Origin of the sequence: Streptosporangium sp. NBC_01469, from assembly GCF_036227305.1 — a bacterium.
Lineage (GTDB): Bacteria > Actinomycetota > Actinomycetes > Streptosporangiales > Streptosporangiaceae > Streptosporangium.
This window is the reverse complement of the sequence record NZ_CP109465.1, coordinates 5624938-5649539: the sequence shown is the minus strand read 5'-3', so window position 1 is coordinate 5649539 and position 24602 is coordinate 5624938. Positions and strand designations below refer to the sequence as shown.

Annotated in this window: 26 protein-coding genes; 11 read left to right on the top strand and 15 right to left on the bottom strand. The window is 71.1% G+C overall.

Going from position 1 to position 24602, the window contains the following annotated elements:
• Nucleotides 1–24: 24 nt before the first annotated feature.
• From OG587_RS24780 to OG587_RS24765, 4 genes are all read right to left on the bottom strand, one after another.
• On the bottom strand, nt 25–753 hold the full coding sequence (locus OG587_RS24780; RefSeq protein WP_329079248.1) for an NRDE family protein: 729 nt from the start codon (nt 751–753) through the stop codon (nt 25–27).
• Nucleotides 754–946: 193 nt separating this feature from the next.
• Complete coding sequence (locus tag OG587_RS24775) at nt 947–1708, bottom strand: SCO1664 family protein (RefSeq protein WP_329079246.1); 762 nt, start codon at nt 1706–1708, stop codon at nt 947–949.
• On the bottom strand, nt 1705–2280 hold the full coding sequence (locus OG587_RS24770; protein ID WP_329079244.1) for a DUF3090 domain-containing protein: 576 nt from the start codon (nt 2278–2280) through the stop codon (nt 1705–1707). The genes OG587_RS24775 and OG587_RS24770 overlap by 4 nt, the downstream gene beginning before the upstream one ends.
• A 9-nt stretch (nt 2281–2289) precedes the next feature.
• Nucleotides 2290–2991, bottom strand: coding sequence for a histidine phosphatase family protein (locus OG587_RS24765; protein WP_329079242.1), 702 nt, complete (start codon nt 2989–2991; stop codon nt 2290–2292).
• A 65-nt stretch (nt 2992–3056) separates the two neighbouring features.
• Here OG587_RS24765 and OG587_RS24760 point away from each other — a divergent pair, with 65 nt between their 5' ends.
• Nucleotides 3057–4001: an aldo/keto reductase gene (locus OG587_RS24760; RefSeq protein ID WP_329079240.1), complete on the top strand. Its 945-nt coding sequence runs from the start codon at nt 3057–3059 to the stop codon at nt 3999–4001.
• 257 nt (nt 4002–4258) lie between these two features.
• Nucleotides 4259–5248 carry a hypothetical protein gene (locus OG587_RS24755; RefSeq protein WP_329079239.1) on the top strand — a complete coding sequence of 330 codons (990 nt, stop codon included), beginning with the start codon at nt 4259–4261 and terminating at the stop codon, nt 5246–5248.
• Nucleotides 5249–5550: 302 nt separating this feature from the next.
• On the opposite strand, the gene fabI is transcribed toward OG587_RS24755, so the two are convergent.
• Complete coding sequence (gene fabI / locus OG587_RS24750; protein WP_329079237.1) at nt 5551–6315, bottom strand: enoyl-ACP reductase FabI; 765 nt, start codon at nt 6313–6315, stop codon at nt 5551–5553.
• Between the two features lies 1 nt (nt 6316).
• Nucleotides 6317–7021, bottom strand: coding sequence for a beta-ketoacyl-ACP reductase (locus OG587_RS24745; protein WP_329079236.1), 705 nt, complete (start codon nt 7019–7021; stop codon nt 6317–6319).
• Between the two features lie 76 nt (nt 7022–7097).
• Here OG587_RS24745 and OG587_RS24740 point away from each other — a divergent pair, with 76 nt between their 5' ends.
• Together OG587_RS24740 and OG587_RS24735 are read left to right on the top strand one after the other, a co-directional pair.
• Complete coding sequence (locus tag OG587_RS24740; RefSeq protein ID WP_329079234.1) at nt 7098–8597, top strand: TldD/PmbA family protein; 1500 nt, start codon at nt 7098–7100, stop codon at nt 8595–8597.
• Nucleotides 8598–8659: 62 nt separating this feature from the next.
• On the top strand, nt 8660–10027 hold the full coding sequence (locus OG587_RS24735; RefSeq protein WP_329094001.1) for a metallopeptidase TldD-related protein: 1368 nt from the start codon (nt 8660–8662) through the stop codon (nt 10025–10027).
• A gap of 84 nt (nt 10028–10111) precedes the next feature.
• Here OG587_RS24735 and OG587_RS24730 read toward each other — a convergent pair whose 3' ends face one another.
• Together OG587_RS24730 and OG587_RS24725 are read right to left on the bottom strand one after the other, a co-directional pair.
• Nucleotides 10112–11257, bottom strand: a complete 1146-nt coding sequence (locus OG587_RS24730; RefSeq protein WP_329079232.1) for a carcinine hydrolase/isopenicillin-N N-acyltransferase family protein — start codon at nt 11255–11257, stop codon at nt 10112–10114.
• A gap of 38 nt (nt 11258–11295) precedes the next feature.
• Nucleotides 11296–11508, bottom strand: a complete 213-nt coding sequence (locus OG587_RS24725) for a dodecin (protein ID WP_329079230.1) — start codon at nt 11506–11508, stop codon at nt 11296–11298.
• A 75-nt stretch (nt 11509–11583) separates the two neighbouring features.
• On the opposite strand from OG587_RS24725, the gene OG587_RS24720 reads away from it, so the two are divergent.
• Nucleotides 11584–11895, top strand: coding sequence for a DUF3099 domain-containing protein (locus tag OG587_RS24720; protein WP_329079228.1), 312 nt, complete (start codon nt 11584–11586; stop codon nt 11893–11895).
• A gap of 195 nt (nt 11896–12090) precedes the next feature.
• Here the strand turns inward: OG587_RS24720 and OG587_RS24715 are convergent, their stop codons facing one another.
• Genes OG587_RS24715 through moaA form a run of 3 tightly spaced genes read right to left on the bottom strand, consistent with a single transcriptional unit; the run spans nt 12091 to nt 14061 of the window.
• The gene (locus OG587_RS24715) at nt 12091–12342 is read right to left on the bottom strand and encodes a DUF6457 domain-containing protein (protein WP_329094000.1); all 252 of its coding nucleotides are present in this window, start codon (nt 12340–12342) and stop codon (nt 12091–12093) included.
• Nucleotides 12343–12344: 2 nt separating this feature from the next.
• Nucleotides 12345–13049, bottom strand: a complete 705-nt coding sequence (gene mobA / locus OG587_RS24710; protein WP_329079226.1) for a molybdenum cofactor guanylyltransferase — start codon at nt 13047–13049, stop codon at nt 12345–12347.
• A 22-nt stretch (nt 13050–13071) separates the two neighbouring features.
• On the bottom strand, nt 13072–14061 hold the full coding sequence (moaA, locus tag OG587_RS24705; RefSeq protein WP_329079225.1) for a GTP 3',8-cyclase MoaA: 990 nt from the start codon (nt 14059–14061) through the stop codon (nt 13072–13074).
• Nucleotides 14062–14384: 323 nt separating this feature from the next.
• Here moaA and OG587_RS24700 point away from each other — a divergent pair, with 323 nt between their 5' ends.
• Nucleotides 14385–15575: an RtcB family protein gene (locus OG587_RS24700; protein ID WP_329079223.1), complete on the top strand. Its 1191-nt coding sequence runs from the start codon at nt 14385–14387 to the stop codon at nt 15573–15575.
• A gap of 133 nt (nt 15576–15708) precedes the next feature.
• Here the strand turns inward: OG587_RS24700 and OG587_RS24695 are convergent, their stop codons facing one another.
• Nucleotides 15709–16347: a response regulator transcription factor gene (locus tag OG587_RS24695; RefSeq protein WP_329079221.1), complete on the bottom strand. Its 639-nt coding sequence runs from the start codon at nt 16345–16347 to the stop codon at nt 15709–15711.
• The gene (locus OG587_RS24690; RefSeq protein WP_329079219.1) at nt 16338–17549 is read right to left on the bottom strand and encodes a sensor histidine kinase; all 1212 of its coding nucleotides are present in this window, start codon (nt 17547–17549) and stop codon (nt 16338–16340) included. The genes OG587_RS24695 and OG587_RS24690 overlap by 10 nt, the downstream gene beginning before the upstream one ends.
• Nucleotides 17550–17685: 136 nt before the next feature.
• Here OG587_RS24690 and OG587_RS24685 point away from each other — a divergent pair, with 136 nt between their 5' ends.
• Together OG587_RS24685 and OG587_RS24680 are read left to right on the top strand one after the other, a co-directional pair.
• On the top strand, nt 17686–18420 hold the full coding sequence (locus OG587_RS24685) for an ABC transporter ATP-binding protein (protein WP_329079217.1): 735 nt from the start codon (nt 17686–17688) through the stop codon (nt 18418–18420).
• A 40-nt stretch (nt 18421–18460) separates the two neighbouring features.
• Nucleotides 18461–20851 (top strand): ABC transporter permease, encoded by a 2391-nt coding sequence (locus tag OG587_RS24680; RefSeq protein WP_329079215.1) that lies wholly within the window; start codon nt 18461–18463, stop codon nt 20849–20851.
• Between the two features lie 472 nt (nt 20852–21323).
• Here OG587_RS24680 and OG587_RS24675 read toward each other — a convergent pair whose 3' ends face one another.
• Nucleotides 21324–22190 (bottom strand): hypothetical protein, encoded by an 867-nt coding sequence (locus tag OG587_RS24675; protein ID WP_329079213.1) that lies wholly within the window; start codon nt 22188–22190, stop codon nt 21324–21326.
• The gene (locus tag OG587_RS24670) at nt 22187–22516 is read right to left on the bottom strand and encodes a PadR family transcriptional regulator (RefSeq protein WP_329079212.1); all 330 of its coding nucleotides are present in this window, start codon (nt 22514–22516) and stop codon (nt 22187–22189) included. Before OG587_RS24670 ends, OG587_RS24675 begins: the two co-directional genes overlap by 4 nt.
• Nucleotides 22517–22677: 161 nt before the next feature.
• On the opposite strand from OG587_RS24670, the gene OG587_RS24665 reads away from it, so the two are divergent.
• The 3 genes from OG587_RS24665 to OG587_RS24655 all read left to right on the top strand — a co-directional run bounded on the left by OG587_RS24665 (nt 22678) and on the right by OG587_RS24655 (nt 24456).
• Nucleotides 22678–22887, top strand: a complete 210-nt coding sequence (locus tag OG587_RS24665; protein ID WP_329079210.1) for a hypothetical protein — start codon at nt 22678–22680, stop codon at nt 22885–22887.
• An 83-nt stretch (nt 22888–22970) separates the two neighbouring features.
• Nucleotides 22971–23954, top strand: a complete 984-nt coding sequence (locus OG587_RS24660; protein ID WP_329079208.1) for a hypothetical protein — start codon at nt 22971–22973, stop codon at nt 23952–23954.
• A gap of 10 nt (nt 23955–23964) precedes the next feature.
• Complete coding sequence (locus OG587_RS24655) at nt 23965–24456, top strand: hypothetical protein (protein WP_329079206.1); 492 nt, start codon at nt 23965–23967, stop codon at nt 24454–24456.
• Nucleotides 24457–24602 lie beyond the last annotated feature (146 nt).

The window sequence follows — 24602 nt, the reverse complement described above, 5'->3', positions numbered from 1 at the left end:
CCTCAACTCCGGAAACTGACCGGATCATTCCGTGAGGACCCCGCGGAAGGCGCCCGGATCGCGAGGATCGGCGGTGAAGTCGTAGCGCACGCCGCCGGGCGCCAGGGCCAGCAGGGTGACCGACCCTGAACCGAAGGTCCGCCCGTCGGGCAGATCGTGATGGATGATCATCGTGCGCGGGTCATCGGAGGGAATCCCCGCCCCGGTGGCGAGCTGCCGCCACTCCTCCCAGGGGCCGTCGAGCTCCGAGGGACGGCCCGCCTTGGCGAACAGGGGGCGGAAGAACGCCACGCGCTCGTTCTCCTCACCGCGCTCCCATCCGCTGTTGACGATCATGTGGGTTCCCGGGGGAAGGTCGTCCCGCTCCAGCGTGATCCCGTCCCAGTGCCACAGGCGGGCCCCGGCTGGATCGGCCCGCAGCAGGTGGAAGGGGTCGTAGTGACCGAGATCACCCTCCATCGGCCGGCCTCCGGCCGCCGCCAGGAGCGCCAGGTCGCCCCGCGAGCGGCGGGTCTCCTCCGGGGCGAGCACGCCGAGCCCGTTGAGGAGGGCTCCGACCCGCCGGGCCTCGGGGTCGACGGCCAGCCAGGTGCCGCCTCCCCGGAGATCACGCCCGCCGATCAGGCCGGGCCGGCTCTCCGGCCAGTGCCGGGCCGGGGAGACCCAGGGGCGATCGGTGAACTCGTCGCGCACCCCGACCACGATCAGGGGGATCTCGGCGCTCGGATCGATGCTGACGACAACCGTGCACATGCCCGGAGGCTACGCCCTCACGGCGGACGGGCTCGGACCGGGGCCCCGCCTCGGGGGGAGTCCGAGATCATGGGCACCGCTACGGTCGAGGTCACGGGCCCCGTGGCCGAGGTCACGGGCGCCGCCGGGTCACCGGTCCCGCCTCCCCGCGGGGTGCCCGGCGCCCGCGGCGAGACGTCACCGCGCGAGGGCCTCAGATCGGCGGCCAGGGGATGGCGGGCCAGTCCTTGGAGGGCAGGGGGTGCAGGCCGGTGTCGAGGAGCCTGCGGACCCGCGACCAGGTGGCCTCGACCTCGTGGAGGGTGAGGAGCTCTCGGAGGCGGCGTCCGAGGCGGCCCTGCTCCAGGTCGGCCTCAAGGCGGGTCAGGACGTTCATGGCCTCGCGGGACAGGGGCTTGCCGCGCCACTGCCAGAGCACGGTGCGGAGCTTGTCCTCGGCGGCGAAGGAGACCCCGTGGTCGACGCCGTAGACGTGGCCGTCGGCGAGCGGCAGCAGGTGACCGCCCTTGCGGTCGGCGTTGTTGACGACGGCGTCGAAGACGGCCATCCGCCGCAGCGAGGGCTGACGGCTGCGGATCAGCACCATCAGGTCGGTCTCGGGGTCGGTGTCGATCCAGAGCTGGCACATTCCCGGGCCGAAGGGACCGTCGCGGTAGACGGTGGGTGGCACGATCCGCCAGCCGATCGCCGCGGAGACCTCGTAGGCGGCGACCTCGCGGGCGGCCAGGGTGCCGTCGGGGAAGTCCCAGAGGGGGCGTTCGCCCCGTACCGGCTTGTACACGCAGGCCGCCGCGAGCCCGCCGAGCCGGACCGAACAGTAGAGCGTCATGTTGGTCGCCTCGACCAGGCGGCCCGCCACATCCAGTTGGCCGTCACGGAGCAGACGCGTCGCGGTCTCGTCGTCCAGCCCCGCGGCCGGCGCCGCACTCAGCGTCGGCTCGCTCTCAGCACTCATTCGCCTCCTCCAGCAGATGAAGCGCTACTACCCCGGTAACCGTTGAGCCGCACACAAATATGCCCCTCGGCATCGAGAGGCTGGGCGCAGAGCGGGCAGGGCGGGCGGCCGGCGGCGACGAGCGCCATGGCCCGCTTGGTGAAGGCCCGCGCGGCGCCCGGACTGATGTGGACGCGCAGCACCGTGGGCTCGACGAGCGGGGACGGCTCGAACTCCTCGTCCTCGGCGACGGCCTCCTTGGCCTCAATGATCACCTGGGCGGCCTCGGAGTCCCAGGCCAGGGCCATGACGCCGACGCGGAAGTCCTCGCTGATCGGCACGTCGAGGGGGGCGTTGTCCGTCAGCGCGGCCGGGGCGACGGCCGGCACGGGGACGCTGCCCTCGCCGCGCCGCAACACCTCGTCGAGCAGCTCGTCGAGGCGATCGGCCAGCGCCGCGACCTGGAACTTCTCCAGCGCCACGGTGGTCAGCCTGCCCTGGCCCCGCGCCTGCAGGAAGAAGGTTCGTGATCCCGGTTGCCCCACGGCACCGGCCACGAACCTCTCGGGTGGATCGTAGTCGAAGACCGGCATAGCCCGACCTTACGTGGTTCCGGATCCGCCGCCGACTGCGGCATCGCTCCCGGTGGGATTTTCTCCCCCCTCCTCGCCGTCCGAACCCTCCTGAAGGCGCAATCCGGTTACATCTCCGCCCAGGTCGTTGAGCCTGAGCACGAAGGGACGCAAGGGGGTGTAGCGAATGGCGGTGAGCGACGCCGGATCAGCGGTTATCCGCTGGAACTGGTCCAGGTGGAGCCCCATGGCGTCGGCCACGATGGCCTTGATCACATCTCCGTGGCTGCAGACGAGGTAGACCGCCTTCGGGCCGAGGCGCTCGTTCCACTCCCTGACGGCCGTCACGGCGCGGTGCTGGACGGCGGACAGGGATTCTCCCCCGGGGAACGTCACCGCGCTCGGGTGGGCCTGCACGACCGGCCAGAGGGGGTCCTTGGCGAGCTCGGCGATCGGGCGGCCCGTCCACTCGCCGTAGCGGCACTCGCCGAAGCGCTCGTCGGTCAGCACCTCCGCCTCCCGCCGTCCCTCGGCGACCGCCTGCGCGGTCTCCTGGCAGCGTTCCAGCGGGCTGGAGACGATCGCGTCCAGCTCCAGGGCGGTCAGCCGCGCGGCGAGCGCCTCCGCCTGGGCCCGTCCCGCGTCACTGAGGTGGACATCCGGGGTCCAGCCCGCGAGGACCGGACCGGTGAGGTGGGTAAGGCCGTGTCTGGCCAGCAACAAGGTCGTCACGCGGGCAAGTCTTGCAGCCTTCGCTCCACTACTTTTAAGTGGCCGGGCGGTAACCTGGCCGGATCATGGAGCAGCGCTATGTGGGCCGCAGCGGCCTGTCGGTGTCCCGCCTGGGACTGGGGACGATGACGTGGGGACGTGACACCGGCGCCGAGGAGGCCGCGGCGCAGCTCCGCATGTTCGCCGAGGCCGGCGGCACGCTCATCGACACCGCCGACGTCTACACGGGCGGCGACGCCGAACGGCTGCTCGGGCGGCTGCTGCGCGACTCCGTGCCGCGTTCGGAGCTGGTGCTGTCCACCAAGGCCGTGCTCACCCCGGCCGGGCGCAGGCCCCGCGACGCCTCCAGGAAGCATCTGGTCGCCGCGATCGACGCCTCCCTGACCCGTCTGGGCGTCAACGAGGTCGACCTGTGGCAGCTGCACGCCTTCGATCCCGACGTCCCGCTGGAGGAGACCCTGGCCGCCGTGGACGCCATCGTGTCCTCGGGGCGGGCCGCGTACGCCGGGGTGTGCGACTACGCGGGCTGGCAGCTGGCGACCGCGGCCGTGGGGCAGCGGGCGGTCCCCGGCAGGGTGCCGATCGTCGCGGCCCAGGTCGAGTACTCGCTCCTGGCCAGGGAGGCCGAGCGCGAGCTGATCCCCGCCGCCGAGCACGTCGGCGCGGGAGTGCTCGCCTGGTCGCCGCTCGGTCGTGGAGTCCTCACCGGGAAGTACCGCACGGGCATCCCCGCGGACTCCCGGGCCGCGACCCCGCACTTCGCCGACTTCGTCACCCCCTACCTCGACGAGCGGTGCCGCCGGGTCGTGGAGTCGGTGACGACCGCCGCCGAGGGGCTCGGCGTCTCACCGCTGTCGGTGGCCCTGTCGTGGGTACGCGACCAGCCGGGGGTGTCCTCCGCCATCGTCGGCGCCCGCACCCACGCGCAGCTGTCCGGGGTGCTCCAGGCCGAGGACCTGACGCTCCCCGTGGAGATCAGGGAAGCGCTCGACGACGTGTCCGCGGACTAGCGGACCAAGGGGCGGGGAGAGGCGGAGGCGCGGACGGAGGGACGGGGAGAGGCACGGCGCGGCGCGGAGGCTCCGGTGCGGGTCGCCACCCGCGAAAACCGAACGAGAATTCGTCTCGCGTATCACTAGTCGATACCGAATGGCAACTTTCCGTGGAAAAAGCGGGCCTCCCCACAAAACTGTCAAACAGGTGGCGGGGGCACCCGGATGTCGGTGAGATGCCATGGCCGATGTCCGACCCGGGGCGAAGGAGACGAGTGCGAACTGCGATGGCGGCAGGCGTTCTGGCGCTGGCGCTGGGGGGCGGGATCCCGGCGGTCGCTGTCGTGCCCGCGGGTGCCGCCCAGGCGAGCGCCGTCCCGCGGATGGACGACTGCGATCACGGAGGGCTGCTGGGCACCGTGACCGGCGGGGTCTGCCGGGTCGTGCACGGTCTTGAGAACGGTGTGGACGGCGTCGTGCACGGCCTCGGGGACGCCGTCTCCCCTTCCTTCCCCGCCCCCCTGCTGCCCTCCGGTGGAGACTCCGCGGGGAACGATGCCGAGACGTCCGCCGACGTCGAGGAGACGCCCGGCCGGCCGGAGACCCCGGCGCCGGTCGCCTCGGTTTCCGAGCACCCGTCGCGAAAGAGGCCACCCGCCGTGAAGGGGAGGGAAAGGGAGCCCTCCGGCGATACGCAGACGCCCCTGCCCCAGGGCACCGACGACGCCTGCCGGGCCGCGGCGGCCTCCCCCGGGTGCGCGGACTCGTCGGTGACCACCCTCGTCGAGGAGCCCGAGGAGGCGGCCTCGCCCACGGCGCCGCCGAGCCCCAGCCCGTCGAGTCCCAGCCCGTCGGCGACCCCTTCGGCGAGCCCCTCGCGGCGTGAGGGTGCCGCTCCCGCGCGCAAGAGCCCGGTTCCGGTGCCGACCGGCCGACCGCTTCCGGAGGTGTCGCTCCCGGACACCAGGACGCCCACGACCGACGTGGGCGAGCCGGTGCCCCCCGAGCCGTCGCCCGTGGTCGACGCCGAGGCGCCCCGGGTGGAGCTGCTGTGGCCCGCCCCGGTGATGCAGGAGCTCCAGCGGCAGATGCCGGGCGAACGGCCGGTGACGCCCAGCCGGTCGTCCGACACCGCGAGCACCGTGCTCACCACGGCGGTGCTCATCTCGGCCATCCTCGCGGTCCGCCTGCTGTACAGCAGGCGGAAGATCAGGGAGTCGATACCGTTCGATCCGGTTCCACCAGGACACCAGCGGGTGGCCTAGGGCCCTGGCCGCGACGTCCCGGGCCACGCTCCTCGGCTCGTCGAACCGTCACCCCACGACGGGCCACGCTCCTCGGCTCACGCCGTCGCCCCACGGTGTCGTCACTCCGCGGCCGGGCCGCGACTCCTCGCCGCCCGCCCCGGAGACGACACCGCTGAAACCCGAAGACGACACCGCTGAAACTCTGAGACGACACCGCCGGAAGCGGATCGCCGAGAACCCCGCTGGACCCCCCGCCCGCGACTTCGCCCCCCGGGACGACACCACCCCGGCCGGTCACCGCCCGCCGAGCCGGAAAGCGCTCAGCCTCCGATGGCGTGGACGCCGCCGTCGACGTGGACGATCTCACCGGTCGTGGCGGGGAACCAGTCGGACAGCAGGGCCACGCACGCCTTGGCCGCCGGGATCGGGTCGTTGATGTCCCAGCCGATCGGGGCCTTGGCGGGCCAGCTCTCCTCGAACTCCACGAAGCCGGGGATGCTCCTGGCGGCCATGGTCCTGATCGGGCCCGCGGCGACGAGGTTGACCCGGATGCCCTGCTTGCCGAGATCGCGGGCCAGGTAGCGGGAACAGGACTCCAGGCCGGCCTTGGCCACGCCCATCCAGTCGTACACCGGCCAGGCCTTCGTGGCGTCGAAGTCGAGGCCGACGATCGCGCCGCCCTCCTTCATGAGCGGGAGCGCGGCCACCGCGAGCGACTTGAACGAGTACGTGGAGACCTGGACGGCGGTCGCCACGTCCTCCCAGGAGGTGTTCAGGAAGTTGCCGCCCAGGGCGGTCTGCGGCGCGAAGCCGATGGCGTGCACCACCCCGTCCAGGCCGCCGAGGTGCTCACCGACCCGGTCGGCCAGGGAGTCGAGGTGCTCGGTGTTGGTGACGTCGAGCTCCAGCACGGGGGGCGGCTCCGGCAGGCGCTTGGCGATCCGCTCGACCAGGCTGAGCCGGCCGAATCCGGTGAGCACGATCTGCGCGCCCTCCTCCTGGGCCAGCTTGGCCACCGAGAAGGCGATGGAGGCGTCGGTGAGCACCCCGGTGACGAGAAGCCGCTTGCCTTCGAGAATTCCCACGTCAGTGCCCCATTCCAAGGCCGCCGTCAACGGGGATGACAGCCCCCGTGATGTAGGCGGCGTCCTCGCCGGCCAGGAACCTGACCACGCGCGCTATCTCCTCCGGGGCGGCGTAACGGCCCAGGGGGATGTTCTTCCGGATCTGCTCCTGGTACGCCTCGTCCAGCTCGGCCGTCATGTCGGTCTCCACGAAACCGGGGGCGACCACGTTGACGGTGATGTTGCGCGAGCCAAGCTCCCTGGCGGCCGACCGGGCGAAGCCGATCATGCCCGCCTTGGAGGCGGCGTAGTTGCTCTGCCCCGCCGAGCCGAGCATGGCGACCACCGAGGAGATCAGCACGATGCGCCCGCGCTTGAGCCGCAGCATGCCGCGGGTGGCGCGCTTGGCGACCCGGTAGGCGCCGGTCAGGTTGGCGTCGATGACGTCGGTGAAGGTCTCCTCCTTCATCATCGGCAGCAGCGTGTCCCTGGTGATGCCCGCGTTGGCGACGAGCACCTCGACCGGGCCGTACTCGGCCTCGACCTTCGCGAAGGCGGCGTCCACGTCGGCCGTGCTGGTCACGTCGCAGCGCACGCCGAACAGGCCCTCGGGAGGCTGGCCGGAACGGTAGGTCACGGCGACGTTGTCGCCTGCCTGAGCGAGTTCGCGGGCGATCGCGAGGCCGATGCCGCGATTGCCGCCGGTTACGAGAACAGATCGAGCCATGGTCAGAAGGTATCGGCTACCGGGGGGTAACCCTCTTGTCCGGGAAGGACAAGATCGCAGGGCTAGGATCGTTGACATGCGCCAGATCGACTCCGACTTCCTCGCCCTGCCTCTGCGCCGGCTGGCGGACGCGGCCCTGCAGCGCGCCCGGGACCTGGGCGCCGAGCACGCCGACTTCCGGCTGGAGCGCGTCCGCGGGGAGACCCTGCGTCTGTCCGACGCCGCGCTGGAAGGTTCCATCGACGCCGACACCCTCGGTTACGCCGTACGGGTCGTCAAGAACGGCACCTGGGGCTTCGCCGGAGGCATCGAGCTCACCCCCGAGGCGGCCGTCAGGGTCGCCGAGCAGGCGGTGGAGGTGGCGGTCGTCTCCGCGGCGGTCAACCGCGAGCCCGTCGAGCTGGCGCCCGAGGCGGTCCACTCCGACGTCACCTGGGTCTCCTCCTACGAGGTCGACCCGTTCGAGGTGCCGATGCGCGACAAGGCTGCGCTGCTCGCCGACTGGTCGGGCGCCCTGCTGAGGGATCCCGGGGTCGACCACGTCCAGGCGTCGCTGATGCAGGTCAAGGAGCAGAAGTTCTACGCCGACACGGCCGGGACCTCCACCACGCAGCAGCGGGTGCGCGTCCATCCCCAGCTGAAGGCGACGAGGGTGCTGGACGGCCGCTTCGACTCGATGCGGACGCTCGCCCCGCCCGTCGGCCGGGGGTACGAGTACCTCACCGGCACCGGCTGGGACTTCCCCAAGGAGCTGGCGCGCATCCCCGAGCTGCTGGAGGAGAAGCTTCGGGCGCCCTCTGTCGAGGCGGGGCCGTACGACCTGGTGATCGACCCGTCGAACCTGTGGCTGACGATCCACGAGTCGGTCGGGCACGCCACCGAGCTCGACCGCGCCCTCGGCTACGAGGCGGCGTACGCGGGGACGAGTTTCGCCACCTTCGACCAGCTCGGCACGCTGGTGTACGGCTCGCCGGTGATGAACGTGACCGGTGACCGCACCGTCGAGCACGGCCTGTCCACGATCGGCTACGACGACGAGGGGGTGGCGACCAGGGAGTTCGACATCGTCTCCGACGGCGTCCTGGTCGGTTACCAGCTCGACCGGCGGATGGCACTGCTGAAGGGCCTGGGCGCCTCCAACGGCTGCGCCTTCGCCGACTCCCCCGGCCACACCCCGATCCAGCGGATGGCCAACGTGTCGCTGCGGCCGGCGCCCGACGGCCCCACCACCGAGGAGCTGATCTCCGGCGTCGACCGGGGCATCTACGTGGTGGGCGACAAGAGCTGGTCCATCGACATGCAGCGTTACAATTTTCAATTCACCGGCGAGCGGTTCTACTCGATCGAGAACGGCAGGCTCACCGGGCAGCTGCGCGACGTCGCCTACCAGGCCACGACGACCGACTTCTGGCGCTCGATGGCGGCGGTCGGCGGGCCGCAGACGTACGTGCTGGGCGGGGCGTTCAACTGTGGCAAGGGGCAGCCCGGCCAGGTCGCCCCGGTCAGCCACGGCTGCCCGTCGGCGCTCTTCCGCGGCGTGCGCGTCCTCAACACCGTCCAGGAGAGTGGCAGTTGAGCACGTACGGCGAGCGGGTGGAAGCAGGCGCCGGCCGCGCGGTCCGGCAGGAGAGGAGCGGGATGACTCCCCAGGAGATGATCGAGAAGGTCCTTGAGCTCTCCACGGCCGACGACAACGTCGTGATCGTGGACGAGGGGTCGAGTGCCAACCTGCGCTTCGCGGGAAACACCCTCACCACCAACGGCGTGTCCCGTTCCTCGCAGCTGACCGTGATCTCCATCGTGGGCCGCGGTGTGGGCGTGGTGTCGCGGGCGGCGGTCCGCCCCGACCAGCTCGACGACGTCGTGGCCGCCGCCGACCACGCCGCGGAGGACGCGCGGCCGTCCGAGGACGCCCGGCCGCTGCTGGAGGGCACCCGCTCCGGCGACTGGGACGCCCCCGCCGAGCCGACCTCGATCGGGGTGTTCGGTGCCTTCGCCCCCGCCCTGGGCGAGGCCTTCGCCACGGCCGAGGCGGGCGGGCGCAGGCTGTACGGGTTCGCCGAGCACATCGTCACGACGACCTTCGTGGGCACCTCGACCGGCGCCCGGCTGCGGCACACCCAGCCCACCGGCCGCCTGGAGCTCAACGCCAAGTCCTCCGACATGCGGCGCTCGGCGTGGGCCGGCGTGTCGACCCGCGATTTCTCGGACGTCGACGTGGCGGCTCTGGACGCCTCGCTGGCCCGGCGCCTGGAGTGGGCGAAGAACCGCGTCGAGCTGCCCGCGGGCCGGTACGAGACGCTGCTGCCGCCGACGGCCGTGGCCGACCTGATGACCTACCTGTACTGGACGGCCGGAGCCCGCGACGCCCTGGAGGGACGCACGGTCTTCTCCAGGCCCGGTGGCGGCACCCGCGTCGGCGACGTCCTCTCCGAGCTGCCGATCCGTCTGTACGGCGACCCCTCGGCGCCGGGTATCGAGTGCCCGCCGTTCGTGGTGGCGCACACCTCCGGCCGGGAGAACTCGGTGTTCGACAACGGGCTGCCGCTGGCGCCCACCGACTGGATCTCCGGCGGCAGGCTGGCCAACCTGCTGCAGACCCGGCACTCGGCCGAGCTGACCGGCCTGCCGGTGACCCCGGCCGTCGACAACCTGATCATGCGGGGGCCCGAGGGCGGACGGTCGCTGGAGGAGATGATCGCCTCCACCGAGCGCGGCCTGCTGCTCACCTGCCTGTGGTACATCCGCGAGGTCGACCCGCAGACGCTGCTGCTGACCGGCCTGACCCGCGACGGCGTCTACCTGGTGGAGAACGGCGAGGTCGTGGGCGAGGTGAACAACTTCCGCTTCAACGAGAGCCCGGTGGACCTGCTCCGCCGCCTCAGCGAGATCGGCGCCTCGGAGCAGACCCTGCCGCGCGAGTGGAGCGACTACTTCAACCGCGCGATCATGCCTCCGATCCGGGTGCCCGACTTCAACATGTCGACGGTCAGCCAGGCCAGCTAGGTCCTCCATCCGCGGTGGTGGGGCCGTCGGGGGCCGGCCGTCCGCTGGATCGGGGCGTGGCCGGGGAAGGCGCGCTCCGTCCGCTCAGCGCTGGACGAGCGGGATGGTGTGCACCGTGTCCCAGCGCTGGCCCGCCACCACGCGGGCGGTGGCGTCGGTGAGGTCGTAGACGACCGACCAGCGGGTGTGCGTCTGGGCCACCCGCCGGAGCAGGCCCATCGCGTCGCGCCAGTCCCCGGTGGCGGGCAGCCCCTCGGCGAGCGTGCGGTAGCGGGGGTCGGCCCGGCGCTGGGCGGCGGACGTGCCGGTCATGCCGAAGTTGGTGAGCACGCGGTCGTCGATGACGTTGAGCCTGCCCCCGGCGTACTCCACGACGGCCGACCCGCCCGCCGCGTCGGCGATGAGGTAGTGGACCTGCGGCCCGATCGTGAAGTCGACGTCGTAGCGGCGCATGATCGCCAGCGCCTCGTCCACGGTCGCCGCCTTGTCGAGCATCATCCTGATGACGCGCACGCTGCCGATGTCGGGGCGGTCGGGAGAGCGGGCGGGCAGCCCGCCCTCGGGCGAGGTGGCCATCCCGATCGCCAGGCCCTTCTCGTTGACCCCGTCGAAGGGGGCGAGCACCGCGTGGGCCATCCTGCGGCGGGCGGGCGCGGCGGACAGGTCCGGCGGGGCGGAGCCTCCGATCAGGTGGAACAGGTCGACGACGGAGACCGAGGCGTAGCCGTCGGGCGGGTCGGCGTGCACGATCAGCGCCGGGTTGGGGTCCCAGTCGAAGTTGCGGCCGAACAGCGGCCGGTCGCCGCCGAGGGCGAACAGGGAGCAGGCCCAGCCGTCGGCGCGTCCCGCCAGCTCCTCCTCCCCGAGGGGCGCCTCGCGGTCGTACGACCCGTGGAAGGTCATCTCGTACAGCGGCAGGTCGTCGATCCTGCGGAGACTGCCTATCGTCCGCGCGACGTCGGTGGCGCTCTGGCGCAGCAGTGGTTCCCCTTCCGTCCCGGCTCGCGGCCCGGCGTCGGCGTCGGCGTCGGCGTCGGGCGAGGGTCGTGGCGCGGTGGCGGCGGGCGTGGTTCGCGAGGCGGCCTCGGTGGCGGCGGGCACGGTGGGCGCGCCGCCCGCCTGGGTGGCGCAGCCGGTCGGGAGGATCACCGCCGCGGCCAGCGCGGCCCGTACCACCGCCCCCGCCGCGCCGCGTGGTCTTCTCGCCCTCGCGGCCCGCGTCTCTTCCATTCCCGCAGTCTGTGTCACCGGGCAGCCGACGTACAGGCTCAGTCGTCCTCCAGGCGAAATCCGATCTTCATGCCGACCTGGAAGCGGCCGATCTCCCCCTCCTCGATGTTCCCCCTGATCTCGGTCACCTCGAACCAGTCGAGGTGGCGCAGGGTCCGGGAGGCCCTGCGGATCCCGTTGCGAACGGCGGCCTCGATGCTCTCCCCCGAAGTGCCGACTATCTCGGTCACCCGGTACGTTCGATCTGTCATCCCCTGCTTCTTCCCGGAAAGCCACGATTACATGACCGTTCGCCCCCAGCCGATATGAGGCCTAGATTGGGAATCGTGAAGGGATTGCGCAGGCGTCCGGTGGTTCATCAGGTGACCGACGCCCAGCCCTCTCTCAGCGCCGACATCGGCAAGCGCGAGAAGAGCTACTTCATCAAGATGGGGATCCGGCTGATCTGCCTGGTCCTCGCCTTCACGGTGCCCGCTCCGATGCCCGTCCGGCTGCTACTCTTCGCCGGGGCGATCTTTTTACCATACGTTGCCGTGATCGGGGCCAATGCGCCGCCGCGCGGGGTTCCGCATGCCCCTGACGTGGAAGATTCAGGACAAAACCAGATTCCGCGCCACCGACGCGAGATCGGGTCGTGACTAAGTCTTGACGCACCCCAAGGGTAGTAGGTGTACGCTTTAGCCAAGTGCCCTGGTCCCCCGTCGGGGCACTGTTGCCGGCGTTCCGGGCCCCCGTCGGAACGCCGATGAAGCGACGCCGGGTGGTTTGCCCCCGTAACCACCCGGCGTCGCCCTTTTCCCAGACTTTAACAACAAGTCTTCTTTTCTTTGGCGTTATTTGTCGCCCAGCGTCTCGGTCGTCGCCTGCTCCCAGTTGCGCGCCAGCGTGGTCAGTCTCTCCACGATGTCCGGCGGCGCCGTGCCCGCCCCCTGGGCCAGGCCGAGCAGATAGGCCGTCAGCGGCGCGGCCGGCCGGGCCACCCCGTGCGCGACCTCCTTGGTCAGGTCCAGCACCTCGTCGCGGTCCACCACCGCGGGATCGATACCCAGCTCCCGGCAGACCAGCGCGGTCCACTCCGTCAGCACGTTCAACTCTCGCTCCTTGTCCGCGGTCGCGCCCGTCCCGTGCCGTCGCCGCTCTCGCGACCCTCGCCGGGATCCGCGTCTCCGCCGTCGGAGCCCGGCTCCATCGTCCGGGCCCGCTGTAGATCGTCCATGGTGTCGCAATCGAACCACGGCCGGCCGGTGAGATGAAGCGTGACCGGGGAGAGCGGGGCCAGCAGCCCGTGCAGCGACCGCCCCTCGTAGCGGGCGAGCGCCCGTGTCAGGCTCCGCGTGCGCCACACCCCGGCGAGCCACTGCTCGCGCCCGCCGTCGTCGAGGAGCACCGCCCCCGCCCCGGGCCCGCCCGGAGGTGCCCCCGCCCCCTCTGTGTCCTCTGCGTCCCACCCGTCCCCCGCCCCGGCGGCGTCCAGCAGCGCTTCCACGTGCTCGGCGGTCAGGAACGGGAGGTCGGCGGCGAGCAGCGCCACCCACGGTGCGGTCACCTCGGCCAGCCCTGCCCGCAGCGCCGGGACCGGGCCGCCCCCCGGCGGGTCCTCGCGCCGGAAGATCGCGCGCGGCAGCCCGGGGCGGGGCGGCCCGACGACGATCAGCCGTGCCGCGCCGGGCACGGCGGCGGCCACCGACTCGACCAGCGGGCGGCCGGAGACGTGCAGGCCGGGCTTGTCCCGCCCGCCGAGCCTTCGCGCGAGACCGCCCGCCAGGATGCAGGCGTCGTGGCGGACGGTCATCGGACACCTCCGGGTGGGGACGTCAGCCGCCGATGGCGGACATCGGGCGGGACGGCTGCAGGAAGGTCGGGTCGTCGATGCCGTGACCGGCCTTCTTGATCCGGACCGCGGATCGCCAGCGCTCGGCGATCTCGTCGTCATCGGCGCCCGCGCGCATCGCGGCCCTCAGGTCGGACTCGTCGGTGGCGAACAGGCAGTTGCGGATCTGGCCGTCGGCGGTGAGCCGTACCCGGTCGCACGCGCCGCAGAACGGGCGGGTGACCGAGCCGATGACCCCCACCCTGGCCGGGCCGCCCTCGACGAGGAACAGCTCGGCCGGCGCGCTGCCGCGCTCCGCCGAGTCGGCGTCGGCCAGGTCGAAGTCGGCCTTGAGCGTGGCGAGGATCTCGTCAGCCGTGATCATGTTCTCCCGGCGCCAGCCGTGCTGGGCGTCCAGCGGCATCTGCTCGATGAACCGGAGCTCGTAGCCCCGCTCCAGGCAGTAGCGGAGCAGCGGCACGGCCTCGTGGTCGTTGATCCCGCGCATCAGCACCGTGTTGACCTTGACCGGGCGCAGCCCGGCGGTGTCGGCCGCCTCCAGCCCTTCGAGGACGTCGGCCAGGCGGTCGCGGTGGGCGAGCTTCTTGAAGGTCTCGCGGTCGAGGGTGTCGAGGGAGACGTTGACCCGGTGCAGGCCGGCGGCGGCCAGGGAGGCGGCCATCCTGCCCAGCCCGATCCCGTTGGTGGTCAGCGAGACCTGCGGGGCGGGGCCGAGCTCGGTGGTGCGGGTCACGATGTCGACCAGCTCGCGGCGGAGCAGGGGCTCGCCGCCGGTGTAGCGGACCTCGGTGATGCCGAGCCGTTCCACCCCGATGGTGACCAGCCGGACGATCTCGTCGGCGGTGAGCAGCTCGGGTTTCGGCAGCCATTCAAGGCCTTCGGGTGGCATGCAGTAGGAGCAGCGCAGGTTGCAGCGATCTGTGAGAGAGACCCGCAGATCGGTCGCCACGCGACCGAAGGAATCCTGCAACACGGGACGCCACCTCTCAGTTGGTCACCTGTTGGAACAGGGGGCCAGCCTACGGCCAGCCCCCTGCCCGACCCTAAACAGGCCTCATTGTTTCAACATCACCATGAGATGGTTGATTCCTGGCGTGCTGACTTCCCGCGCCCCTCCCCCGGCCGCCGGGACCGCCTCGTTGCGTTGGCGCGGACCGGCCGCCGCAGGTGGGCGACGGTCTCGACCTGGTCGGCCCGCGCCGCCGGGCCCGGCCGGATGTCCCGGTACGCGCGAGGTACACCGAGCGGTCATGACCGGCGGCACTCGATAAAATGAGTGGGATCTCATGTCGGAACGTGGGCAAACTGGATCTCGCAACTAAGGAGATCATGATGCCGAACCATCCCGCACCGAACCTGGTGTCGTGGGCCAGCGAGATCGACGAGGGTACGATCATGCAGGCCGCGCGCGCCGCCCGCCTGCCATTCGTCTCCGGACACGTCGCTCTCATGCCCGACGCGCACATCGGGATCGGCGCGACGGTCGGATCGGTGATCCCCACCGAGGGGGCGATCATCCCGGCCGCCGTCGGCGTCGACATCGGCTGCGGCATGGTCGCGACCGAGACGACGCTCACCGCCGCCGACCTCCCTGACACCCTTGAGGCCCTGATGCCGCTGGTGGAGAAGCGGATCCCGGCCGGCGTCGGCAGGGGCCACGACGACCCGTCCACGGACCGCGCGCTGGGCGACCTCGGCCGCCCGCACACCGACCTCACCCCTCACCAGGAGAGGAAGGTGTCCCTGCAGTTCGGCACCCTCGGGTCCGGCAACCACTTCGTCGAGGTCTGCCTCGACGAGCGTGACCGGGTCTGGACGGTGCTGCACTCGGGGTCGCGCGGCATCGGCAACCTGCTCGCGACCAAGCACATCGTCGACGCCAAGAAGATGATGAAGAAGCAGGAGATCGGCCTGGAGGACCCGGACCTGGCCTACCTGGTGCAGAACACGCCGGAGTTCACCGCCTACATCGAGGACATGCTGTGGTCTCAGCACTACGCCATGGCCTCGCGCGCCCGGATGGACAAGGTGCTGAGCAACGCCCTGTTCCGGGTCGTCGGCAAGGGTCAGCGGCTCCGGACGATCAACTGCCACCACAACTTCACGCAGCAGGAGACGCACGACGGCAAGGACCTGTGGATCACCCGTAAGGGGGCCATCAAGGCCGACACCGGCGACGAGGGCGTGATCCCGGGCTCGATGGGGACGCGCTCGTACATCGTGCGCGGGCTCGGCAACCCGATGTCCTACAACTCCTGCGCCCACGGAGCCGGCCGCAGGATGTCGCGCACCCGGGCGAAGCGTGAGCTGACGGCCACGTCCCTCACCGAGGCGATGCGCGGCCGCACCTGGAACGCGGACCGCGCCGCCGCCCTGGTGGACGAGCACCCGCAGGCGTACAAGCCGATCGACCAGGTGATGGCGGACCAGAAGGACTTGGTCGCGATCCAGCACACACTGCGCCAGGTGTTCAACTACAAGGGCTGACCTCGCGCTTCCCGAGCCCCGTCGCCGGTCACCGGCGGCGGGGCGCCGCGTTGCGGCCTGACCTGCCCGGCCTGATTCGGGGAGCCGGTCTCACCGGGCCTACCTGGGTCCGGCCACCCGGCGGGGGGCGGGCTCAGGCCTGGAGGTAGGCGAGAACGGCGAGGACGCGGCGGTGGTCGTCCGGGGCCGGGGGAAGATCGAGTTTGGCCAGGATGTTGTTGACGTGTTTGGCGACGGCCGCGTCGGTGACGCTCAGCCGCCGGGCTGTCGCGGCGTTGGAGCGGCCCTCGGCCATCAGGGCGAGCACCTGACGCTCGCGGGGCGTGAGCCGTGCGAGTGGAGCCTGGACGCGGCGCCGGGAGAGCAGTCCGCGGACGACCTCGGGATCGATGACGGTGCCTCCGGCCGCGACCTCGGTCAGGGCGTTGACGAATTCGGCGACGTCACCCACCCGGTCCTTGAGCAGGTAACCGACACCGCCTCCGGTCTCGACGAGTTCGGCGGCATAGGTCTGTTCGACGTACTGGGACAGGACCAGGACGGCCAGGCCGGGGTCGCGGTGGCGGAGTTCGACGGCGGCCTTCAGCCCTTCGTCGCGGAAGTCCGGGGGCATCCGGATGTCGGTGATGACCACGTCGGGCCGGTCCTCCTCGACGGCCGCGAGCAGACCGGAGGCGTCGGGTGTCGCCCGCACGTCATGCCCGAAGTGGGTGAGGATGTGCGTCAGCCCCTCGCGCAGCAGGGCCGAGTCCTCGGCGATCACTATGCGCACGGCAGCTCCGCCCGCAGCGTCGTCGGGCCGCCGTCGGGGCTGCTGACGACGATCCTGCCGCGCAACACCGACACCCGGTCCGCCAGGCCGTACAGCCCGGTGCCCCGGCGGGGGTCGGCGCCGCCGACACCGTCGTCGCGGACCTCGAGCACGAGCAGGTCTCCGGACCGGCGGACCGTCACCCGGGCGCACCGGGCGTGGCTGTGTCTCGCCACGTTGGTGAGCGCCTCTCCGATGATGAACCAGGCCGCCGCCTCCACCGGTTCCGGGGGGCGCCGGGGCAGGTCGATGTCGACCTCGGCCGGAACCGCGCAGCGCTCGGCGAGCTCGGCCACCGCCGGCGCCAGGCCGCGCACGGTCAGCACCTGGGGATGGATGCCGCGGACGAGGTCCCGGAGTTCCGCGAGCGTCGTCTTCGCCTCCCGGTACGCCTTGTCGATCAGGTCATGGGAGGCGGGCGGGTCCAGCCGGGCCATTCCCAGGGTCATGATGAGGCCGGTCAGCCGCTGTTGCGCCCCGTCGTGCAGGTCGCGTTCGATGCGCCGCCGCTGCTCGTCGAACGCCTCCATGATCCGTTCTCGCGATCGGGTGAGTTCGAGGACGTCCCCGGCGGGGGGATCGCGCCGGACCAGCAGCGACCGGGTCATCGTCGCCCTGCCCGCGGCGTACGCGGTTCCCAGGTAGAGGACGATCGGCGCGACGACGATCCCGACGGCGGCGACGAGCCAGGGAGACACTGTCACCTCGGGCTGGTAGTCCGGCAGCAGGAGGAGGAGCGCGGGGAAGGAGATCAGGTACAGGACACACCAGCCGAGCATCGCGATGACCAGGTCCAGCCAGGCCAGGCCGAATGCGAAGGCCAGCGCGTACGCCAGCTCCCTCCACGTCGCCGCCTCGCGGAACCGGGTCGCGGTCCACGTCCAGACCCCCTGCCCGGAAGGCGAATGCGCGGACGGCGCCGGTGCGCGATCGAGCAGCCGCAGCCGCCATCGCTCGACCGAGCTCAGCGGGACGCCCGCCAGCAGGACCGCGGCCCCGGCCGCGGGGACGACCAGCATCGCGAGCGAGCAGGCGAGCCACACCGACGCGACGAGCGAGCCGGTCAGCAGGTAGACCTGCGCCCGCCACGGCCAGCCGGAGGCGAGGAACCGCGGCGGGGAGAGCCCGGTCAGGGCCTGCCACGCCGTCCGAACGCCATCCATGATCTCCCCAGGATAGAAGGCAGCGTCCCGGTTGCCCCTACCGGTGACGTGACCGTGGGTGGTAGTGCCAGGGTTACCGGCGGGCGTGAATCCCGCGCCAGTGATTCCGACCGGCGGAGCCGGAACCGTTGGGGACATGGTGAAACGAGCCGTGCGGCTGCACGGAGTACGAAAGGTGTACGGAACCGGCGCGGGCGCCGTCGCGGCCCTCGGCGGCGTGACGCTCGACTTCCCCGCGGGCACGTTCACGGCGGTGATGGGCCCCTCCGGGTCCGGGAAGAGCACGATGCTGCAGTGTGCCGCCGGGCTCGACCGGCCTACGTCGGGCGAGGTGTTCGTCGGGGACACGAGGCTGGACGACCTCGACGAGACGCGGTTGACGGTGCTGCGCAGGGAGCGGATCGGCTTCGTCTTCCAGGGCTTCAACCTGCTGGCCTCCCTGGACGCCGGGTTGAACGTGGCGTTGCCGCTGCTGCTGGCCGGTCGGCGGCCTGGTCGCGCCGAGATCTCCGCCGCGCTCGCCGCCGTGGGGCTGGCGGACCGGATCGGGCATCGTCCGGCGGAGCTCTCCGGCGGCCAGCAGCAGCGGGTCGCGATCGCCCGCGCCCTGGTCACCCGTCCCGAGGTGCTGTTCGCCGACGAGCCCACCGGCGCGCTCGACTCGGCCACCGGCCGTGAGGTGCTGTCGCTGCTGCGCTCCCTCGTGGACGACCACGGGCAGACGGTCGTGATGGTGACCCACGATCCGCTCGCCGCCTCCCGCGCCGACCGGGTCGTCTTCCTCGCCGACGGCCGTCTCGCCGGCGAACTCGCCGGTCCGACGCCGCTGCGGGTCGCGGCGCGGATGACGGAGCTGGAGGTGGCGTCGTGATCGGGATCGCGGAGCGGACGACAGAGCCGGAGGTGACGTCGTGATCCGGGTCGCGGTGCGCGCGGTCGCGGCCCGATGGACGAACATGGCGGGCTCGTTCGCCGCCCTGATGCTCGGTGTCGCGCTGCTGACCACCACCGGACTCGCCCTCGCGTCGGCCTACGGCGGGCCGGACAGGCCGCCGCGGTGGTACACGGTTCCGGAGATCGTGGTCGCGGGTCCCTCCCAGGCGGGTGGCGGGACCCCGGGGAACTCCATGCTGCCGCCCGGCGAGCGAGGCCACATCCCGGCCGAGGCCGTCTCCCGGCTCACCTCTCTCGGCCGGGCGGTGCTGGACCGGTCGGGCTACGCGCGGCTGGGGAACACGACCGGGGCGCGCCCCTGGTCGGCGGCCTCCCTGCACCGGTTCACCCTGACCGGGAGGGCCCCGGCGGCCGATGACGACATCGTGCTCACCGCGCCCGCCGATCACCTGCCCGGTGACGTCGTGACCGTGGCCACCGCGGAGGGGCCTCGCCGGTTCACGGTCACCGGGATCGTCCGGACCTCGGCGCCGCCCGCGCTGTACGTCACCGACCGCGAGGCCGCCCGGCTCGCGCGCGACCGGGTCGTCGCGGTGGCGCTGCCCGGATCCGCGGGCGTGGAGAACGTCCGCGCCGCGCTCGCCGCATGGCCCGACCTCCGGATCCTCACCGGCGACGCGCGGCGGCTCGCGGAGCCGGACCCCGAGGCGGGCCTGCTGATCGTCGCCGCGTCACTACTGGGCACGACGGCCGGCATCGCGGCCGTCGTCGCCGCGTTCGTGGTCTCGGGGACCTTCGCCTTCGGCGTGACCCAGCGGCGCCGCGAGTTCGCCCTACTGAGGGCCGCCGGGGCGACCCCGCGCCAGACGCGTCGACTGGTGCTCTGGGAGGCCGCGGTCGTCGGCGTACCGGCTGGGCTGAGCGGATGTGTGGCGGGCGTCGTGGCCGCGCCGGCGTTCACCCACTGGATGGCCCGGGTCGGTCTCGCGCCGGCGGGCTTCGGCGCACACGCCGTCCCGTGGCCTCCGGCGGTGGCCTTCGGCATCGGTCTCGCCATGGCGGTGGCGGGCGCCTGGTCGGCGGCCAGGCGGGCCGGTGCGATCCGGCCGGTCGAGGCTCTTCGCGAGGCCACGGCCGAACGACGCCCGATGACGCGGACCCGGTGGGCGTTCGGCGTGGGCGCTCTCGCGGTGGCGGTGCCGGTCATCCCTCTCCTCCGGTCACCGGAGGGCAGCGCGTACACGTTCGCCGTGGCCCTGTTACTGATCCTCGGGCTCACCCTGCTCGCCCCGGCCCTCGTGCCGTTCCTGGTGCGCACACCGCCCTTCGCCGTACGCGGGCCGATCGGGGTGCTCGGCCGGGCGAGCGCCCTGGCGTCCCCCCGGCGCGTCGCGTCCACCGTCGCGCCCGTGCTGGCGACGGTGGGTCTGGCCGGGGCGGCTCTCTCCGGAATGGCCACCTTCTCGGCCGCCGGAGCCCAGGGCCTTCGTGATCACGTCACCGCGTCGTCGGTGGTGGTTCCCGCCGGGCGGGCGGCACTGCCGGACAGTCTGACGGGCACGGTCCGGCGGGTGGCGGGTGTCACCGCCGCGGTCCCGGTCAAGGCCGGCATGGCGTACGACCGCGACAAGGACATGATCCGCCAGCACAGCGCCTGGTTCGTGGACGGTCCCGCCGTACGAGACGTGCTGGCCGTGCCCGTCTCGGCCGGGTCGCTCGCCGAGCTGACCGGTACGGCGACCGTGGCGCTGTCCCGGTCGATGGGCCTGGCCGTGGGCCGCCGGATGACCCTGTGGCTCGGCGACGGGGCGCTCGTGCGGCTCCGCGTCGTCGCCGTCTTCGACGACAGGATGGGGCTGCCCACCGTACTGCTGCCCTGGCCCATGGTGGCCGCGCACTCGGCGGTGCCCCTGCCCGACGCCGTCTACCTGAGCCTGGTCCCCGGCGCGTCCGTGGACGCCGTCGTCCGGCCACTGGGCGGCGTCGTGACGCCGACGAGGGCCCACCTCTCCACGCTGGACGCGGAGTTCGACCGGTTAAGCCAGATCGCGCTGCTCGCCACGATCGGTATGACTCTCGTCTACACGGGCATCTCCATCGCCAACACCCAGACGATGGGGACCGCGAACCGGACCGCCGAGCTTTCCGCGCTACGGCTCGCCGGGGCGACCCCCGGGCAGTTGCTGCGGATCGTGGGGTGGGAGGCCGTGCTCGTCCTCGCGATCGGCACGCTCCTGGGCGGTGTGGTGACGGCCGCCACCCTCGCGGGCATCGGCATCGCCCTCGGACCCGTCACGTCCTCGATGCCGATCGTCGTGCCGTGGCCGCCACTGCTCACGATCATCGGTGGCTGCGCCGTCCTGACGCTCACCTTCAGCCTGGCTCCCGTGATACGGGTCGTTCGATGACCCATCGACTCGTCCGGCCAGGTCAGGTAGCTTTCCCCGTTGCCGGCCTCCCGGCCGGACCGCTCGGCCGGACCGCTCGGCCGGCTCCCGGAGGGCGTCCTCGCCCACAAAATGTGATCATGACATCCGTGTACAGGTCATGACCGTCCTCGGTTCAATGGTGCGGGAGTGCGCCGGGTTCCCGCCGAATCGCAGAACGGCACCAGAGGCGGGAGTGGCTGGAACCATCGAACCGGCTTGAGGTTAGGGGCCTGAAGTGCTGCGTCGTCGTGTCAGGAACGTGGTGGAACCGCGAGCCGCGGAGCGGGACCACGCGGAGGCCGCCCGCTCCTATGCCACCCGGTTGTTCACCGAGGCTCGCGAGGAGCTCAACCGCGCCGACGCGAAGGCTCAGGTGCTGCTCGGGGTCGTGGGGATCGGGCGGACCACCGGCCGGTCCGCCCCTGTCGTCCCGGCCGGGCCGGTTTCCCTGTCAGGCGTGGGCGAGGTGCCGGACCGCCTGGCGGTCGTGGCCGAGGGCCCGGGTGGCGATGAGGATCGACGTCGCCACGCTGACCGCCGCGCTCGCCGCCACCGCCGTCGCGAAGGAGCCGGTGACTCCCTCGGCGCCCATGAGCATCAGGACGGCGATCGGCAGCCAGGCCAGGGCGGTGGCCCAGCCGGCCACGGCGAGCAACCGGCCGGCGGTACGGACACCGGGGGCGAGCATGGGATCCCCGGCCGCCGTCGAGGGCAGCCCCAGGAGGAAGGCGAGCATTATCGGCACGAAGAACCCGCCGGTCATGGCGTTGCCGAACACTCCCATCGGAAATCCGACGTCCATGAACACCATGCTCACGTACAGCCACCCGATCAGTCCCGCCGGTAACAGGCACACGGGGGCGAAGGCGATCACCCCGTAGGGGGCGAAAAGCTCGCTGCGCCTGACCACCCTCACCGTGTTCACCAGCAGCGGGATCATCGCGAGCACGGCGATCATCGGCGCCATCGTGAACGCGGCGGTGCTCACGCCGGCCAGCGACTCCGCGATCGGCCCGTGCTCCCGGGCGTGCGACCACGTCGCCTCCAGGCTGGACATCTGGCGGATGCCGGGATTCCAGAGATAGATGAGCGCGATGCCGCCGGCGGTCAGCACGGCGGCGGGCGGAATTCGCATGGCGGAACCTCCTGGGATCAGGTCACGGTTGACACGGGCGTCGAACGCGCCCGCGAGGAGATCGGCCACCGTGCGAAACCGCACCGGGCGCGCCTCGACCAGCTCTCGGACCTCCTCCTCGTAGCGCCTGCGCCACACCTTGGGATAGAGCCGCAGCGCTCCGACGGCCAGCGCCCGCATCATGACAATCCCCAGGCGACCTCAGCGCGCCTGGCGCCCGTCCGCTCGATCCGGCGCAGCGTCGCGAGCTGCTCGGTGAGCGCGCCTCTGCCGCTCTCCGTGAGCCGGTACGGCTTGCGGCGCTCGTCGGAGGCGACCTGCTCGATCCAGCCGCGCTCCTCCAGGCGCATGAGCGCCCCGTAGAGGGTGCCGGGCTCCAGAGCCGTCCCGGAGAACTCCTCGATGTCCTGGATCATCCGGTAGCCGTGCTTGTCGCCCTCGGCGAGGCTGACGAGCACGAGCAGTGCCACGTCGGTGAAGCGCCCGAGATCCTGTGTTCGACGTCCCATATACTCAGTAAAACTTAGTAAGTTGGACTAAGCAAGAGGTCGCGGGACAGCCCACGAAAGGGCGCCGGTACACCGGCCGGTGGTGACCGGATCCGGCCATACCGGCAACGGTGAACGTGCCGGGAGGATGCCTGCGGTCAACGCAATGGGAAGGCGCCGGCATGAGTGACGTTCTTGCCGGCGACGACGCGGGCGACGCGTTGGTGGCGTTCCATCGGGTCACCGAGGAGACCCGTTTCGACGACGCGCCGCTGCCGCTCACGCTGGTGGCGCTCTGGCACGGCGACCGGACGCGTTCAAACGCTGGACGTCGTGCTGGGCCGGCTGGCGAGGGACCAGACGGTCGCAGCACCCGGAGCCTCAGGCAATAGCCGAGCAGTCCACATAAAGCTATCCGTCCGCCGACCGAATAATAGACTTTTCGAGCACAGGCATCCAGTGGCTTCATATTGTGATGGCGGATGTCTCGGAGCTTCTCGGCCAGCTTTTCGCGATCTTCGCCACCTGGCTGGATTCGGTCAGTCCGATACCTTGGCCACTGATCCTCGGGCTTCTCTTCCTTCCTTTCGTCGCCGTACTAAGAATCACACTTTGGGTACTGCGCGGACGCGTGTGGCCGGTAGCCTGCAAGTATTACCACACCCAGCAGCGACGTTCGGACAAGCCCTGCAGGACCATCGTTCCCGGCGAGTGGAAATACTGCAGACACCACAAGAAGCCGGGGCGGGTGATGTCGGACAAGCACGTTGTTGTAAAAATACCGCGCTGGCAGACCAAGACGCATAGTGGCCGACTCGTCGACAGAGCGGATATCAGGGGTGTCGGTTTCGTCTCGCTTCTTTCCAACCGTGAGACCTTCCTTTTCTATAAGGGGGTCGCGAAACGTCCACTCTACGTATTCACACGCCTGCCCGAGCTTGGAGCGAGCTGGCGCGACGGCTGGACGCAACTACGCGAACTGCGCCCAAAGGACATCATCCGAAGGGCACCTCCGAGCACGAACGCGCCAAGTGGTGTCGCCGACCGGATGCCCAGGGTGGTCCGGGCAACGCGTCTCACGTTGGGGGCGTTCGCCTTCGGACTCGGACTGGTCGGCGCTTCGATCATCTCTGAAGGTGGATGGCGGGCCGGATATCAATACGGGGCAGTCGCGGCCTTTGTTCTTGCCTGGGAGGCCATCCGCTTCGGGGTCTGGAAGAGTCCCGAGGACGAGGAGCGGTGGCTGCGAGCCGCGTTGGCCGACACCGGCAAGGCCGTTGCCGTCCTGCTCGGACTCGCACTGATGGGCGGCGTGGTCACGCAGATCGGGGACGCCGTCGCGACGCCCCCAGCCGCGGCCCGGCCGTACGCCATCGCAGAAACACTGCCCTCCAGCCGCGTGGCCGACGGCCCGAGTATGGATTCTCCGCATCAGCTCGAAGGGGGAGGCCGGCCATGACCTTGTCGTAGTGAGTTCGGGTCTCCTTCTCCGCGTACTGGCACAGATTTCCGTTCTGAGGATCCCAGTACCAGACGAGCCGCGGATTCTGCAGAAGCCTGAGGAAAAATCCTTCGACATCCTGCAGAAAACCAAGACGCTGCTTCTCGCCCGCGCGGTGGGCCTGGTTTTGCTCATAGAGATTTTGCTCGAACATCTCAAAGATCCGCACGGCCACGGCTCGTTCGAGGAGCAACAGTCGTTCCTGCTCGTTGGCGGAAACCCTACCGACCGCCCGGTGAACCGCCTCGAACTGGATGGCGTAATTCTCGGGCATCTCCAACAGATGCGCGGCCTCCCAGTGCTCGATGCGCAGGGTCGTGAGCTGACCGAACGCCTGGTAGACACTCTGTATCGTCGCAGAGTGCGCGCTGCGGCGCTGAACAACCAGCGCCACGACCAGCGCAAGCACCGCGATAGGCAGGGCCAGCGCCTGTGCGATGTCACCGACGACTTCGGTTAACACTCTCGCCTACACCGTTAAATTCCAGGGTCTTTGACACAGCAGCTTACGCCGTTCCCGAACTCGTCACCATATGTCTTTCAGGGGTGCACGGTATGTGGGTGCCGGAACATGTTCCGGCACCCACATACCGTGCACGGTCAACG

Bases quoted from the DNA above. Each gene is read 5' to 3' on its own strand.
- OG587_RS24660 (WP_329079208.1), top strand. From the start codon at position 22,971: ATGGCGGATGTCTCGGAGCTTCTCGGCCAGCTTTTCGCGATCTTCGCC.
- OG587_RS24735 (WP_329094001.1), top strand. From the start codon at position 8,660: ATGACTCCCCAGGAGATGATCGAGAAGGTCCTTGAGCTCTCCACGGCC.
- OG587_RS24685 (WP_329079217.1), top strand. From the start codon at position 17,686: ATGGTGAAACGAGCCGTGCGGCTGCACGGAGTACGAAAGGTGTACGGA.
- OG587_RS24740 (WP_329079234.1), top strand. From the start codon at position 7,098: ATGCGCCAGATCGACTCCGACTTCCTCGCCCTGCCTCTGCGCCGGCTG.
- OG587_RS24725 (WP_329079230.1), bottom strand. From the start codon at position 11,508: ATGACAGATCGAACGTACCGGGTGACCGAGATAGTCGGCACTTCGGGG.
- OG587_RS24760 (WP_329079240.1), top strand. From the start codon at position 3,057: ATGGAGCAGCGCTATGTGGGCCGCAGCGGCCTGTCGGTGTCCCGCCTG.
- mobA (WP_329079226.1), bottom strand. From the start codon at position 13,049: ATGACCGTCCGCCACGACGCCTGCATCCTGGCGGGCGGTCTCGCGCGA.
- OG587_RS24665 (WP_329079210.1), top strand. From the start codon at position 22,678: ATGAGTGACGTTCTTGCCGGCGACGACGCGGGCGACGCGTTGGTGGCG.
- OG587_RS24730 (WP_329079232.1), bottom strand. From the start codon at position 11,257: ATGGAAGAGACGCGGGCCGCGAGGGCGAGAAGACCACGCGGCGCGGCG.
- OG587_RS24775 (WP_329079246.1), bottom strand. From the start codon at position 1,708: ATGAGTGCTGAGAGCGAGCCGACGCTGAGTGCGGCGCCGGCCGCGGGG.
- OG587_RS24780 (WP_329079248.1), bottom strand. From the start codon at position 753: ATGTGCACGGTTGTCGTCAGCATCGATCCGAGCGCCGAGATCCCCCTG.
- OG587_RS24690 (WP_329079219.1), bottom strand. From the start codon at position 17,549: ATGGATGGCGTTCGGACGGCGTGGCAGGCCCTGACCGGGCTCTCCCCG.
- OG587_RS24745 (WP_329079236.1), bottom strand. From the start codon at position 7,021: ATGGCTCGATCTGTTCTCGTAACCGGCGGCAATCGCGGCATCGGCCTC.
- OG587_RS24670 (WP_329079212.1), bottom strand. From the start codon at position 22,516: ATGGGACGTCGAACACAGGATCTCGGGCGCTTCACCGACGTGGCACTG.
- OG587_RS24770 (WP_329079244.1), bottom strand. From the start codon at position 2,280: ATGCCGGTCTTCGACTACGATCCACCCGAGAGGTTCGTGGCCGGTGCC.
- OG587_RS24675 (WP_329079213.1), bottom strand. From the start codon at position 22,190: ATGATGCGGGCGCTGGCCGTCGGAGCGCTGCGGCTCTATCCCAAGGTG.